Consider the following 14,198-nt stretch of genomic DNA (forward strand, 5'->3'; position numbering starts at 1 on the left):
AAATACAGAATCAATCACAAATGAATCGTACCATCATAAACATGAGTTGCAGGCCCAGTCATAAAAAGGGGTTTTCCCGACCCATCCCAGCAAATTTGCAGTGTCCCTCCTGGAAGATCAACCCGAACCTGGTTATCCAACAGGTCTTGCTGAATACCGATTGCTACTGCTGCACACGCGCCACTGCCACATGCCCGTGTCTCACCGGCTCCTCGCTCAAAGACACGCAATCGAATATGACCTCGATTGATTACCTGCATGAAACCAATATTGGCGCGTTCAGGAAAACGTTCATGGCTTTCCAACACCGGTCCCAATATTTCCACTTCGGCAGTGTCCACATCCTCAACCTGTATGACGCAATGAGGGTTACCCATCGACACAACGCCACAAAGCACTGTCCGTTCAATAGCACGGATAATATAGGTTTTTTCAGCCTTATTGGCACGAAATGGAATACGCTGCGGCTCAAAGTCCGGCTCGCCCATGTTGACACAAACTTGCTCATCATTTGTGATGCTTAATATCATTCGGCCGGCCTGTGTACTGACCTTGATATCACGCTTATTAGTCAACCCTTTGAGACGGACAAAACGAGCAAAGCAACGTGCCCCGTTACCACACTGGGAAACTTCACTGCCGTCAGCATTAAAAATGCGGTAATGAAAGTCTAAGTCAGGATCATAGGGTGCTTCAACAATCAAAAGTTGATCAAAACCCACCCCAGTATTCCGATTAGCCAAACGGCAAATTAACTCTGGAGAAAAATAAACATTTTGGGTCACTGCATCAACGACCATAAAATCATTACCAAGACCATGCATTTTGGAGAACTGCATATACGACTCCAGGAGAAATCACATTACCCAATCACTATCATGCATTCATCGATATATTGTCTTTTAATAAATTGTTTTCTAACAATTTTTCCGACTGTACCTTATCTGTTTTGTGCATAGGTAGCTGTGTTGCAGATGTTTCCGCAGGAGGAAAATAGAGAGGCCCTTTCAAGCCACAACCAGCCAGAGAAAGTAATGTTATGATAGCCAGTGACCAACGAAGTTGTTTTTTCATTATATTAATGCCTGTGATTCATGCGCCAATACTCTCTATAATCGCAGCTAGGCCCTGAAAAGCAAATAGGAAATAAACATGAACGATAGCGAATTTCATCAATTGGCCGATCAATTGATGTTTCATCTCGAAGAGCAACTGGATAATTACGATGGTGATACGGATATCGACTATGAAACAAACGGCGGTGTGATGACGCTGAGTTTTGAAAACGACAGCAAAATCATTATTAACCGTCAAGAACCTTTTCATCAGATATGGCTGGCAACCAAAAATGGTGGTTACCATTTTAATTATCAGGATAACCAGTGGATTTGTGACCGCAGTGGTCATGATTTTATTTCCATGCTGGCACAAGCCATTACTGAGCAAAGTGGTGAGCCATTCCAATTTTCGTGACCATGTTTCATTAAAATCCAATTTCATCAAAACCAAATAAACACAATGAGTCAACGAAAGAGATCTAATAAAAGCGCCTGATAAAACAGGCGCTTAACTAATTGACTATATTAATAGTGGTACAATGAACGATAAGGATCGTGTGCATGTGCCCCACAGGTTTTATCAAGGCGCTCGTCAATATGAAGCCTGGTATCATTCGCTTCTACATCATCCACTGGGTACACTCCCTCTATAAATGGAGTGACATGGGTACGCTCACCTTTCTTAACGATTTGATAAAACTGCGGCAAGTTGAAATTGACAAAACTAGAGCCATAAGTAAAACGATCATGTGATGATGAATAAAATCGGCTGATATCTCGCACCAACTCTTCTTTACTGCCTTCACAATGGGAATAAATTTCCACTCGATTTGATTCATCAAGAATATAAATATTGAACCCTTGTTTGTTTTCAATATCTTCGAAAAAGAACTGGATGATGCCTTCGCAGGCGAAACCATCTATTACAGGCGGTAAGTGTTTTTCTTTGGTGTCAATTTTGACTGGCAGTCCATGCAATTTGGTGTTGGAAATGGCACCATAAAATTCCACTGCATTTTCCAATTTTTGTACCGAAACGTTTAACCGTTCGAAGAATAATCCCCATGTTTGCCCTGAGATGCGTAATGCCTTGAAACGGTTTGGATCTTGTCGGTTGCTAGACAGGCGTAACTCTATACACTCCGAAACTAATTGCTGGATACGCGTGCGGATCAATCCACGTAAGTGTTTGCTATAACAGAAAACTTCAACATCAGATGGTGGCGCTGCATCTTGATGCATTTTTCCCAATATGGTTTTCAATGCTTCCAATACCGATTGTTCGCCATTGAAATGCAAGGTTCTCACTTCATTCCATGAATTACGGTAAAGCAAATCAATGCTACCTACCAAACATTGCTGCAACTCACCAAAACTGAAAACATTCAAGTTCCTTAAGTCAAAACGAACGATTTGATCAGAAAATGCAGCTGTTGGATCTTGTTCTAAATTGACAATGATCGCCAAGTGGCGAATTTCACACGGGCTGTATAGTGCTTTTGGTGTAGGGGCTGGTAAACGGATTGGGAAATGAGCGGCAATGTCATCCACCAAATCATATAATTTCTGCCTGTCACACTGAGATCTGCCGTGATGAATATGGAGCCGAGTTTCTTTAGACAACAGGCCATTGAAATAGGTCCAGGAAACTAATTTATTCAGATAGCGATTGTATTCCAATGGTTGATGACCAGTGATCGATTCAATCGTGGGGGCATGATTGTAAAGATACCAACCACTGCGGTTTACTCGCCCCGGAGGGACATAGATGAAAGTCAGATCCTTTTCCGACAGATCCGGTGATATCTGAGGATTCACCAAAGTCACTTTACCGGGCAATGCTTCAAAAGCCGCATACAATTTACGGGTCAATACACCAATATCTTGTGGGCTGGCACTCACACTTAAATTATTACGGCGGGCAAAGCGGATTAAGTTGCGATAACTCTGCATCATGGTATCAAGCAATTCATTATGGGCATCACGCACCTGCTCAATTTTCCATGCATTACGGTTATCCAGCATAGCCAGTTTATTCTCATCCCAACCCCATTCGCGCACCAACTGGGACATAACCTGACGACGCCATCCTGTACAACCTTTATCATTCTGGCCTGCCAATAATTTCTCGCATACCTTCAGATAAAAACAACGACGCGCCAAATCAAGGCGCGCAAGGTCGTTCGTGGCAGTCAGGTAGCGGGTTACACGTTCCAGCATCATGCTATAAGCATCGAGGCCAAAAGAAACAATCGCGCCGTCATGAAAATATTGCTTCATTTCCATCGCCAGAAGCTTTCCATTGGGATATTCCCATGAATAAGCTTCCAACAGCAGGCTTTTCAAGACAGCCTTATAAGGAGAGTCCACACTCTTGTAAAGTTGCCAGAGGCTCGCCCCAAAATATTCTTCTGCGGACAATTCCCCCAAGCCACCCAGATCCAACCATTCATTTGGCGTCAACACACCCTGTGCATAGAGAGAAAGGACGTACTCATCATAATGAGTCTCCTCTTCCACGGGAACCATTGCCCATAACAAGCGCTTGCCAGCCAGACAAACCGCTGTGCGATAAAATTCATCAAGCAGAAGGATATGTTGGGTAGAACCGCAATCTTCACCGTTCAAACTACCACAGGCATTATGCCGAAAACGGTTTTCATCAATCAGAAAAAAAGTAACTTCAGTCCCCAGTGACGCCGCCCACTGTTCTATCAAGGTACATTTTTGTTCCAGCAAAGTTTTCTCGTCACTATCTAACCAAGATTGATGACAAACCCAAATATCTAAGTCAGAAGAACAACTTTGCCCAATAGAAGAAGTACTGCCCATGGAATAAATTCCCGTAATCGGCAATTCACCATTAGACGTAGGTGACGATACATCTGGCAGGACACCAGTAAGCTGGCTATCCAGATCATTAATCCAAAACTGCTGTGCTTCATCAGGTATAAAAAAGCAAACGCCATGAGGAACATCGCCTTTGATATAACCTGGCATCATTGGATGATGATAATGTAATAATACTGGAATTAAACTATAAACTTGCTTGAAAGCGTCACTCATTAAGCTCGTAGCGCGCTCTAATCTAAGTTGGTTAATTGCATCCAGTCGCTGCTTCAGCGTTTCAATATAGAGATACAAGAGTTTCGCCTGATATCAGTTCCAGTGCCTAAAGTAGTCCCCTGTTTCCGATAACACATGGTATTACAAGATTATTTAAAATTATTTTTACAAAATTATTGTCGGAAACGTGATCAATTTAACACCTTGCAATCAAAGCGTAAAGTACGCAATACCATCTTTTCTCTTCACCTGCAATAGCCGAAACACAATTAACTCCTTGTAAAATATTAAGTTAATCACGAAACAGACACAATAATATACTTTTTTAGCATAACGATTATCGTTGATTATTTTTCATATCGCAGTTGTAAAGCATTGTAAATACATCACTCTTTCATCAATATTTAACTGAATAATATTTTTCTTATTGTTAAATATTCTCACCGCTTTTTATCATTAAGATAATCACAAATTTCAATTTGCTTTTAAATCAATCTCTTTGTTTATTTTATCTATTTAAATAAAATATTATTTTAATATTTAAAATTATTTTTATTTCATAAACTGTATATCTATATACTATTTTGATTTTTTCTGGCTTTTTCGTAACTGGAAAAAAAATCATTGAGATGTTAAAACTGGCACTATTTTCTCACTAATTGGTGACTAACCGGTGGCTAAAAACCCTTATTTTCCATCAAGTCAAGTTGCGTAATCGTTAATACAGCGGTCAATAAAGCGACAAAAAATTGCAAGATGAAGAATATAGAAACCATTAGTTAATACAGTTACCCAACATACTTATTACCTAATAGATTTATCCATGACAATGAAAACCATTCGCATCGCTACCCGCCAAAGCCCATTAGCTATGTGGCAAGCGCAATATGTTCAAAAACAACTGAAACACTTTCATCCAGAACTGCAAGTAGAGCTGGTTCCAATGGTGACACGCGGCGATATTATCCTCGATACCCCATTGGCAAAGGTGGGAGGCAAGGGGCTGTTTGTGAAGGAATTGGAATTAGCTCTGCTCGAAAAGCGAGCTGATATTGCCGTCCATTCCATGAAAGATGTCCCTGTCGAATTTCCTGATGGTTTGGGATTGGTCACAATCTGCGAACGGGATGATCCACGGGATGCTTTTGTTTCAGTAGAATACGCCTCGCTCGATGACTTACCAACTGGCAGTGTTGTGGGTACGTCCAGTTTACGACGCCAGTGCCAAATCCGTCAGCGACGTCCTGATCTTGTCGTTCGTGACTTACGCGGTAATGTCGGGACCCGTCTGAACAAGCTCGATAACGGTGATTATGATGCCATTATTCTTGCAACAGCGGGCCTGAAACGGCTGGGGCTGGAAGAACGCATTCGTATGCCATTAGAGCCTGAATTATTGCTGCCAGCCGTCGGCCAAGGGGCGGTAGGTATTGAGTGTCGGCTCGATGATCAGCAAACCCGTGAACTGCTGTCGCCCTTGAACCATGCAAGAACAGAAGTTTGCGTTCTCGCTGAAAGAGCGATGAACACCCACCTTGAAGGGGGCTGTCAGGTACCGATTGGCAGTTATGCTATCTGGCAGGGAGAGAAGATTTGGCTACGCGCGCTCGTGGGTTCCCCGGATGGCACGGTGATCGTACGCGGTGAAAGAGTGGTTTCACCCAAAGAAGCTCGTCAAGCGGGTATCGCATTGGCGGAAGAGTTATTGGAGAAGGGCGCACGCCAGATCCTGGCTAGCGTATACCAGAGGAACCTACCGAAATGAGCATTTTGATCACCCGCCCTGTCCCCGCAGGAGAGGAATTGGTCACGCGACTGCGGTCTATTGGAAAATCAGCCTTCAGCGCCCCCCTCATCGAAATTCAGCCGGGGGCAGATTTGCCATTACTGCCACAAAAACTGCAATGGCTATCTGCGGGAGATCGGGTTTTTCTATTATCAAAAAATGCTGTTCATTATGCCAATGAACAGCTTATTCAAGCAGGCCAGTCATGGCCTGAACAGCTATCCTATTATGGGATCGGCAAATCAACTTCCCTGATGTTTCATCAATTAACTGGATTGGAAATCTTCTATTCTAAGCAAGGTGAAACCAGTGAAGATCTACTGCAACTCCCCACTTTACAATCAGTGGACAATAAAAAGATTTTATTGCTCCGAGGTAATGGCGGCCGTGAAGTGATCGCCTCTACATTAAGGCTCCGTGGAGGTGTCGTCGATTACTGTGAATGTTATTCACGCCAGCCAGTTAAATACGATACAGCCGATTTCAGTCGTCACTGGCAGCAATGTGGTATAAAAACCATCGTTGTCACAAGTGGCGAAATGCTACAACTGTTATATAACTTAGTCACTGATAGCGACGGAAAAGCATGGTTATTGAATTGCAAGCTGATTGTGGTCAGCGAACGTCTTGCTCATATCGCCCAAACTTTGGGCTGGCAAACAATACAAGTCGCCAAGAGTGCAGATAATGACGCCTTAATCCAGGCACTGGAATAAATTAATATGGGATGTCTATTATGACGGAACAAAAAAAGACGGAACAAAAGCAACCTACCGATGCGGTTAAAAGTTATGGATGGTTAGGTAATACGCTCTCAATTGCCATTTCTTTGGCGATAGGTGTTGGTGGTCTTTATATTTATTATCATGGTCAACAACAGAATGCTGCATTAAAAACCGAAAATGTTGCTCTTCAACAAGAGATAGCGTCTCTGACACAACGGCACTCTGCCGATAAGCAAAACTTTGACGCCAAATTCCAAGAGCTGGAAACTGCTTTACAACAAACCAACTCACAAAGCCAACGGCTAGATAGCAGTATTGCAGAGCTTCAAGACCGTGTTTCGGCATTTTCAAATACGGATATCGAAAACTGGCGCCTGGCGCAGGCAAGCTCCCTCGTTAAGATGGCGGGCCGAAAAGTATGGAGCGAACAGGATATTACCACTGCCATCGCTTTGCTGAAAGATGCCGACCAGAACCTGGCTGAAATGGATGATCCCAGCCTGCTCTATGCCCGTAAAGCTATCATGGCAGATATCGATTCCCTGTCTAAAATCAAACAAATTGATTTAGATGGTATTATCCTGATGCTAAATCAGCTATCAAACCAAGTCGATAACCTACACCTTGCCAATAAAATAGAACAAGCCGCTTCGGAGAAGGCAAATGATCATGGGATCACGGCTTCCCTCTCTGATTGGCGCCAGAACCTGAGCAATAGCTGGCACAGCTTTATGGATAATTTCATTACCATTACTCCACGTGATAACAGCAAAGAGCCGTTGCTGGCACCTAATCAAGGCGTTTACCTGCGCGAGAACATTCGTTCCAAACTTCTGATTGCTGCGCAGGCAATTCCTCGCCATCAAGTTAAAATTTATCAGGGCGCATTGGAAGACGTTCAATCTTGGGTGAAAGCCTATTTTGATACCTCTTACCCAGAGGCAGAAAACTTTTTAAATAATGTTGTTTCACTACAAAAGAGACCGTTATCCATCGATGTCCCTGAACAATTGAACAGCCAGCCAATATTGGCAGAGCTGGTCCGTAAGCGTATTTATAATTTACCGAATTCCAAGCAATCCCAAATAGGTTCCCAACCTGAAATTCAGCCTGAGGCACAATCACAGTCATCAACAGGAACCACCGATCAGGCAAAAATATCTGTTGGGGAGAGCTGAGCATGTTAAAAATATTCTTACTGTTCATTATCCTTATCGTGGGGATCGTAGTAGGCCCCTTGATGTCAGGTCATCAAGGATATGTTTTGATCCAGACGGACAAGTCCAATATTACTACCAGTATCACCGGGCTAGTGATTATCTTCCTTCTGCTACAATTCCTGCTGATTTTCATCGGCTGGTGTTATCGGCGCTTAAAACGTACCAGCACGTTTACCCATAGCTGGATCTTTGGTGGATATAAACGTAATCGTGCTCGTTCACAAACCAAACAGGCACTGCTGAAATTCGTCGAAGGGGACTTCAAGCAAGTTGAACGCCTGATGGCGCGTAATGCTGACCATGCGGAACTTCCTGTCGTGAATTATCTTCTGGCGGCAGAGGCAGCCCAACGACGCGGCGATTATTTCCGCACCAACCAATATATTGAACAAGCAGCAGAAGTTGCTGATAAAGACCAACTCCCTGTTGATATTACCCGCATCCGTGTTCAATTAGCACAAGGTGAAACTCATGCCGCGCGCGTTGGTGTGGACAAACTGTTGGATCATGCCCCTCGTCATCCTGAAGCGTTGCGATTGGCGGAACAGGCTTACACTCTTTCAGGTGCTTACCAATCCTTGATTGATATCTTGCCTTCTATGCTGAAAGCTAACCTGCACAGTGAAGAAGAACTCTTTAAATTGCGTCAGCAAGCCTATAGTGGATTGATGAATCAGGTTATGGCAGAGAAAGGCAGTACGGGGCTAAAAATATGGTGGAAAGATCAAAGCCGCAAAATTCGCCATGACATTGTGCTGCAGGTTGCCATGGCCGAGCATTTGATTGAATGCAATGATCACGAAACTGCCCAACAAATCATTTTAGACGGATTAAAACAACAGTATGACGAACGTTTGCTACTATTAATTCCGCATCTTAAGGCAAGTCATTCTGACGCCATACAAAAGGCTCTCTCTCACCTGTTAAAGCAACATGGCGCAACCCCACTGCTCAATAGTACGCTGGGACAAGTTGCCTTGCACCATGGGCAATGGGCGAATGCTGAATCGGCATTTAAAGCCGCCCTTGCTCAGCGACCAGATGCTCATGATTACGCATGGCTTGCCGATGCACTGGACAGATTGCAAAAGCATGAAGAAGCTACCCAAACCCGCAATAAAGGCTTTATGCTGACCTTGAAGCGTGATAGCGACGTCGAAGTATAACAGCACAGAGACACACCTCAGTTAACGATGCAATATATGGAATGTCATTGAATCGTTAACTGAGGTGCATTCATCATTACAGCTCATGGCAAACCGCCTGAAGCCTATCCTCATTTTTCTACAGACAAAAAAAACACCTATCAAAAAAGACAGGTGTATAAATACAATCAGGTCTACAGACGGATAGTGCCTCACTCAACGTTGTGTCCGGTTTGCGATGAAAAAATGCTTACTCATCTATAACATGGACCATAGGCACCGACAATCAGCTCTACATCATCCCTAGGTTTATGAAGCCATATGCTGTCATAAGGAGTGAGATGAGTATCTACGATTTTAATCTAGCATTTTACGTGCCAACTTTTTTAATCAGGATAAACTTTCCTTACCCACGGTTTGGATAGCTTTCCATAATAGATAACCTGACTTTCATCAAATATCGTTAAAAATACCGTCTCTCATTTGAGACGCCATTTAAGTAATTTATATATAGTATATATAAATCATATAGTTGAACGTCTCCTATTTGAGACATCAAGTAGTGTGGTTTGTCGTTGAAATACAACATCAATAAAAAAATATATTTAAAAACATAATGTTAATGCATTAAAAAAACAATAACACTCAATCTATTGAGTAAAAATAAAACAGAAATTATGGGAAAATAAAAAGGGGAAAACTTTTTATTAACAGAAAAAAACAAGAGGAGAAAAAAGAAATCACTAAGCAGTTGTTAGAAAGAGAAAACCCTCGCTATTGCGAGGGTTTTCTCAGAATCTGGTCGGCGAGAGAGGATTCGAACCTCCGACCCACTGGTCCCAAACCAGTTGCGCTACCAAGCTGCGCTACTCGCCGAAATATATTTTTTTATCTTTCTTATGGTGCGAAGGGGGGGACTTGAACCCCCACGTCCGTAAGGACACTAACACCTGAAGCTAGCGCGTCTACCAATTCCGCCACCCTCGCGTTTCATAAAAAAGATGGGGTGGCTAACGAGACTCGAACTCGCGACAACTGGAATCACAATCCAGGGCTCTACCAACTGAGCTATAGCCACCATAACAGCTATCTTTTTACATACAACGATGCTCGACCACGATAACTCATTACCACTGCTCTTGCACGCTTTAAATGGCGCGCCCGACAGGATTCGAACCTGAGACCTCTGCCTCCGGAGGGCAGCGCTCTATCCAGCTGAGCTACGGGCGCTTAACGCCGTTGCGGTGGAGGATAGTACGGATTTAATGTCGTACTGTCCAGTGCTTTTTTAAAAGAAATGATGCGTTTGATTATGCTTTGCTCATTTGGATGATAAAGGCAGCACTTTTTCCACCGGAGTATTAGCAAAAACAGTTTTACGTTCAAAAATCAACCAATAAAGCTATGTCGATTTTTTAGGTAAATACCATTTCATTAACCAATAAATTAGTGACACGATCAGCAAAAATACGCCCCCGACTATCAAGGAAAAACGGGTATCCGTGTTAATTGCCATCCCCACTAATACACAGCTCAGGAAAATCAGTGTCAGATAATTGACATAAGGGAACAGAATTGATTTAAACTGATGCTGTTTTATGGCTTCCTCATGATGCTGGCGGAAACGCAATTGACTGACCAGAATCACAAACCATGGCACCATACCAGGCAATACACTGGCGCTATAAACATAAACAAATACTGACTGCGGATTTGGTATTAGGTAATTCAGGCTAGAACCTGCAATCAAGCAAGCAATGGTAATTGCAATACATCTTACCGGCACACCATTTTTCGACAATTTCAGCAATGAAGCAGGCAATTGACGGTTCTGCGCCAAGGCATACAACATTCTGCCACCGCTGTACATCCCGCTGTTACAACCTGACAATGCAGCAGTCAACACAACAAAGTTAATTACCGCAGCCGCAGAAGTGATACCGACTTTAGAAAAAGTCATCACAAACGGGCTGCCATGAGCACCTACTTCTGTCCACGGGAACAATGTAACAACAATAAAAATGGCACCAACATAAAAAATCAGGATACGCCACAAGATATTGTTGATCGCTTTTCTAAGCGTCACTTGTGGTTTTTTCGCTTCACCGGCAGTAATACCAACCAGCTCTACCCCTTGATAGGAAGCAACCACAATACAAAGGGCAAATAAAAAGCCTTTCCACCCACCGGAGAAGAAACCACCATGTGTGGTCAAGTTATCCAAACCAATGGGTTGCCAGTCATTACCCAACCCGAAGAAAATCAAACCAATGCCAATCAGGATCATCACAATAATCGTTGTGACTTTGATCATGGCAAACCAAAACTCCAGCTCGCCATACAGCCTGACTGCCGCCAAGTTTGCCAAAGCAACCAATCCAACCGCTACCAGTGCCGAAATCCATTGAGGCAACTCCGGAAACCAAAATTCAGCATAGACGCCAACCGCAGTAATCTCTGAAATCCCGACAGAAACCCACATGAACCAGTAACCCCATGCGGTCAAGCAGCCCCAATAAGGACTTAAATACTTATGCCCAAAAGCAGCAAATGAACCCGTTACAGGTTCAAGAAACAACATTTCTCCCATGGAACGCATAATGAAAAAGACAAAAAGCCCAGCAATAATGTAAGCCAGCAAAACAGAAGGGCCGGCCCATTTCAAGGTACTGGCTGATCCCATGAACAGCCCTACACCGATTGTGCCACCTAGCGCAATCAGCTCAATATGACGTGCCTCAAGTCCCCTTTGCAGGCTCTGTTTTGAATCACTCATAAAACTCCCTATCCACTTTTATGATGTCTATACTTGCAAACAGAAAAATACAGGAATTGATAATCAATCGTTGTAAAAAAGGCTGGGATCAAAACACGTTTTGCCAATCAGTGAAATAAAAAAATGATAAAATTGAAGATTGCGAACATGGGGATTTAAAAACAAGCAGTCAAACAACAAGCCATTGTTCAACCCAAAGACAGTAATACAATAAGGCAAAACCTGCTGCATATGCGCAATACAGCAGGCAAAACAGAGAAATTTCGGGATTAGAGCTTGCCACCGTAATAATAACCAAGGAATCTCAATAGCTTTATCTGTCTACGAATTCTGCTTGGCTGAGAGAGTAAGCGATACAACCATTCCAAGCCCAGATCCTGCCAGACTTTCGGTGCACGTTTAACGTGACCAGTAAAGGCATCATAGGTTCCTCCAATCCCCATATACAGTGCATCTGGATGTACCTTGCGGCAGTCACGCATAAAGATTTCCTGTTTGGGTGATCCCATCGCAACAGTAATGATCGCAGCACCACTGGCACAAATCCGCTCAAATACTTCATCACGCATATCGGGTGTAAAATATCCATCCTGGCTGCCCACAATATTGACATTCCATTGGGTACGCAGTTTGTTCTCGGTCTGTGCCAGGATATCGGGTTTTCCACCAACCAGAAAGACCGGTGTACCTTCACGTCCTGCCCGTTCCATCAGGGCTTCCCATAAATCAGCACCCGCAATACGCGATACATTCGCATCAGGGTATTTACGACGAATGGCGCGTACGATGCTAATACCATCTGCGTATAAATATTCGGCTTCATCCAGTAATGCATTCAGCGCATTGTCTTTCTCCGCCGTGAGCACTTTTTCTGCGTTAATCGCAATCAATGTACCTGTTTTCACCTGCTCAGCCAGAAAAAGGTAGTCGAGGAAATGCGACATACCGCGGAATCCCCAGATGCTGAGACCACGAATGCGGTATTTGGGAATATTATTCAACGCCATTTTTTTTCCTTACATCCAAAACAACAGATGCTTTTCGCGAGGCTGCCAAATTATTAACCATAAATTTTCGAATCAGCCCAGCACTTTCAAACAGCCAATACAGCAACTTCGCCGCAACCAGACATAGGCCAAAAACAACACAAAAGAACACCACCCGAGAAACAAAAGAATCTACACCTTCACGGGCCAACACAATCATGTTAAAGATGGCACCAAAGCAGAAAGCCTGCAAAATTGCTGCCTTATAGCGATTACTTTCCTGTTTTCCTGCTTCATAAATCCAGTCAAACCATTTAATAATAAAACCGACTGCGATCGCTCCCAGAGGGATAAAGAATACCCCCCCCATCACCACAAGAGAACCAATCAGTGTTGGGGATATCGCAAGACCAGAGTGGTTATCTAATACATCCCACGTAAAATAGTTAGCGGTGTTCCAGACCAAATTGGGTCTGTCCGGCCATACCCAGCTAGGAATAAAGACATAAAAATCACGGATAATCGGTGCCAATCCTTGAAAATCGATTTTGCTGTAATTATCCAATAACAAGGCCAAATTTTCCCACGGCGAGAAAGTATCTCGCGTGAGATACAGGAAAGTATAAAATGCCTCTGCCCCGCTTACATCCAAGCTGTAGCGCTTCAACGCCAGCCAGAACATACCGACAATTCCCATCGCACCCGCAGTAAACAACATCCACAGCGTGATCCAACCGCGAACAATCCCGATAAACAGGAACAATGCAAATGCGATAATGATGTTAGCCCGCGTTCCACCAACGATCACATATGTCAGGATGCCAAATCCCACCGTTCCTACTAAAAAACACAGCCATCGTACTTTGGTCGGTTTCAGAAAAAAGACCACTAGCATGGCAGGAATAAAGAAATAAAAGAATCGCTTGAGCGCCACGCCGGAAACCTGGCTGGAAAATATCTGGCTATAGGACTGTAACTTAAACAACAAAAAACCATTTTGCATAAAGAACGAACCTACCGTAACGATAGCAACGCCAGCAAGTAGTAACCACGTCAAATTAGTTTCTACCCGATTCATCGTAAATAGGGGATTACGCGGTACAGTCACCGCTAAGTTTTCAGGTCTGATATTATCGTTTGGCCGTATCTTATAAGTGAGGCGTGTTTTATAAGCAACATAGTAAATGGCATAAAAACAACCAGACGCCAACATCGCATGTAATAATGAATCTACCGGCACTACTTCCACATTAAACTGAAATACCAACAAGCTAGTCAGTGGAAAGCCAAAATAGAATGTCAGCAGATATAACAATGAGAAAAAAACATTAAAGTTAAAACGGACACGCTGAAACTCCTGATACGTCAAGGTCAGGATAAAGGCCACCGAAATCACGTAAACAACAAAAAGCCCACCGAATTGTGTCAAAGTCATT

11 protein-coding genes and 4 tRNA genes are annotated in these 14,198 nt (G+C 43.2%); 5 read left to right on the top strand and 10 right to left on the bottom strand.

Annotated features, from left to right (window positions below):
• Positions 1–14 precede the first annotated feature (14 nt).
• Both dapF and lptM read right to left on the bottom strand, forming a co-directional pair.
• Positions 15–839, bottom strand: coding sequence for a diaminopimelate epimerase (dapF, locus tag AAC853_RS03595; protein WP_340613715.1), 825 nt, complete (start codon positions 837–839; stop codon positions 15–17).
• 37 nt (positions 840–876) lie between these two features.
• Positions 877–1,074, bottom strand: coding sequence for an LPS translocon maturation chaperone LptM (lptM, locus tag AAC853_RS03600; protein ID WP_338883676.1), 198 nt, complete (start codon positions 1,072–1,074; stop codon positions 877–879).
• A gap of 78 nt (positions 1,075–1,152) precedes the next feature.
• Between lptM and cyaY the strand changes: the two genes are divergently transcribed.
• Positions 1,153–1,473, top strand: a complete 321-nt coding sequence (gene cyaY / locus AAC853_RS03605) for an iron donor protein CyaY (protein WP_338883678.1) — start codon at positions 1,153–1,155, stop codon at positions 1,471–1,473.
• Positions 1,474–1,583: 110 nt separating this feature from the next.
• Here the strand turns inward: cyaY and AAC853_RS03610 are convergent, their stop codons facing one another.
• A complete protein-coding gene (locus AAC853_RS03610) occupies positions 1,584–4,202 on the bottom strand; it encodes a class I adenylate cyclase (protein ID WP_340613716.1) in 2,619 nt (872 codons plus the stop codon).
• A 745-nt stretch (positions 4,203–4,947) separates the two neighbouring features.
• On the opposite strand from AAC853_RS03610, the gene hemC reads away from it, so the two are divergent.
• From hemC to hemY, 4 genes are read left to right on the top strand one after another with little or no spacing between them, the layout of a single operon-like run.
• The gene (gene hemC / locus AAC853_RS03615) at positions 4,948–5,889 is read left to right on the top strand and encodes a hydroxymethylbilane synthase (RefSeq protein ID WP_338883680.1); all 942 of its coding nucleotides are present in this window, start codon (positions 4,948–4,950) and stop codon (positions 5,887–5,889) included.
• Positions 5,886–6,626, top strand: coding sequence for a uroporphyrinogen-III synthase (gene hemD, locus AAC853_RS03620; protein ID WP_340613717.1), 741 nt, complete (start codon positions 5,886–5,888; stop codon positions 6,624–6,626). The genes hemC and hemD overlap by 4 nt, the downstream gene beginning before the upstream one ends.
• 11 nt (positions 6,627–6,637) lie before the next feature.
• Positions 6,638–7,813 carry a uroporphyrinogen-III C-methyltransferase gene (gene hemX, locus AAC853_RS03625; protein WP_422824173.1) on the top strand — a complete coding sequence of 392 codons (1,176 nt, stop codon included), beginning with the start codon at positions 6,638–6,640 and terminating at the stop codon, positions 7,811–7,813.
• Between the two features lie 2 nt (positions 7,814–7,815).
• Positions 7,816–9,021 carry a protoheme IX biogenesis protein HemY gene (gene hemY, locus AAC853_RS03630; protein ID WP_340613719.1) on the top strand — a complete coding sequence of 402 codons (1,206 nt, stop codon included), beginning with the start codon at positions 7,816–7,818 and terminating at the stop codon, positions 9,019–9,021.
• 778 nt (positions 9,022–9,799) lie between these two features.
• Here the strand turns inward: hemY and AAC853_RS03635 are convergent.
• From AAC853_RS03635 to wzyE, 7 genes are all read right to left on the bottom strand, one after another.
• A tRNA-Pro gene (locus tag AAC853_RS03635) sits at positions 9,800–9,876 on the bottom strand.
• A gap of 24 nt (positions 9,877–9,900) precedes the next feature.
• A tRNA-Leu gene (locus AAC853_RS03640) sits at positions 9,901–9,987 on the bottom strand.
• 15 nt (positions 9,988–10,002) lie between these two features.
• Positions 10,003–10,078, bottom strand: a tRNA-His gene (locus tag AAC853_RS03645).
• Positions 10,079–10,153: 75 nt separating this feature from the next.
• Positions 10,154–10,230 (bottom strand) — tRNA-Arg (locus tag AAC853_RS03650).
• Between the two features lie 172 nt (positions 10,231–10,402).
• Positions 10,403–11,776, bottom strand: a complete 1,374-nt coding sequence (gene thrP / locus AAC853_RS03655) for a bifunctional threonine/serine APC transporter ThrP (RefSeq protein ID WP_340613720.1) — start codon at positions 11,774–11,776, stop codon at positions 10,403–10,405.
• 269 nt (positions 11,777–12,045) lie between these two features.
• Positions 12,046–12,783, bottom strand: coding sequence for a lipopolysaccharide N-acetylmannosaminouronosyltransferase (gene wecG / locus AAC853_RS03660; protein WP_340613721.1), 738 nt, complete (start codon positions 12,781–12,783; stop codon positions 12,046–12,048).
• Entirely contained in the window at positions 12,770–14,197 is a 1,428-nt protein-coding gene (gene wzyE / locus AAC853_RS03665) for an ECA oligosaccharide polymerase (protein WP_338883688.1), read from the bottom strand. Before wzyE ends, wecG begins: the two co-directional genes overlap by 14 nt.
• Between the last annotated feature and the right edge of the window lies 1 nt (position 14,198).

The organism is Xenorhabdus thailandensis, assembly GCF_037996785.1.
Classification (GTDB): Bacteria; Pseudomonadota; Gammaproteobacteria; order Enterobacterales; family Enterobacteriaceae; genus Xenorhabdus; species Xenorhabdus griffiniae.

Excerpts from the sequence above, each read along its gene's own strand:
- lptM (WP_338883676.1), bottom strand. The coding sequence starts at position 1,074 with ATGAAAAAACAACTTCGTTGGTCACTGGCTATCATAACATTACTTTCT.
- hemY (WP_340613719.1), top strand. The coding sequence starts at position 7,816 with ATGTTAAAAATATTCTTACTGTTCATTATCCTTATCGTGGGGATCGTA.
- wecG (WP_340613721.1), bottom strand. The coding sequence starts at position 12,783 with ATGGCGTTGAATAATATTCCCAAATACCGCATTCGTGGTCTCAGCATC.
- thrP (WP_340613720.1), bottom strand. The coding sequence starts at position 11,776 with ATGAGTGATTCAAAACAGAGCCTGCAAAGGGGACTTGAGGCACGTCAT.
- dapF (WP_340613715.1), bottom strand. The coding sequence starts at position 839 with ATGCAGTTCTCCAAAATGCATGGTCTTGGTAATGATTTTATGGTCGTT.
- wzyE (WP_338883688.1), bottom strand. The coding sequence starts at position 14,197 with ATGACTTTGACACAATTCGGTGGGCTTTTTGTTGTTTACGTGATTTCG.
- hemC (WP_338883680.1), top strand. The coding sequence starts at position 4,948 with ATGACAATGAAAACCATTCGCATCGCTACCCGCCAAAGCCCATTAGCT.
- hemD (WP_340613717.1), top strand. The coding sequence starts at position 5,886 with ATGAGCATTTTGATCACCCGCCCTGTCCCCGCAGGAGAGGAATTGGTC.
- hemX (WP_422824173.1), top strand. The coding sequence starts at position 6,638 with ATGTCTATTATGACGGAACAAAAAAAGACGGAACAAAAGCAACCTACC.
- cyaY (WP_338883678.1), top strand. The coding sequence starts at position 1,153 with ATGAACGATAGCGAATTTCATCAATTGGCCGATCAATTGATGTTTCAT.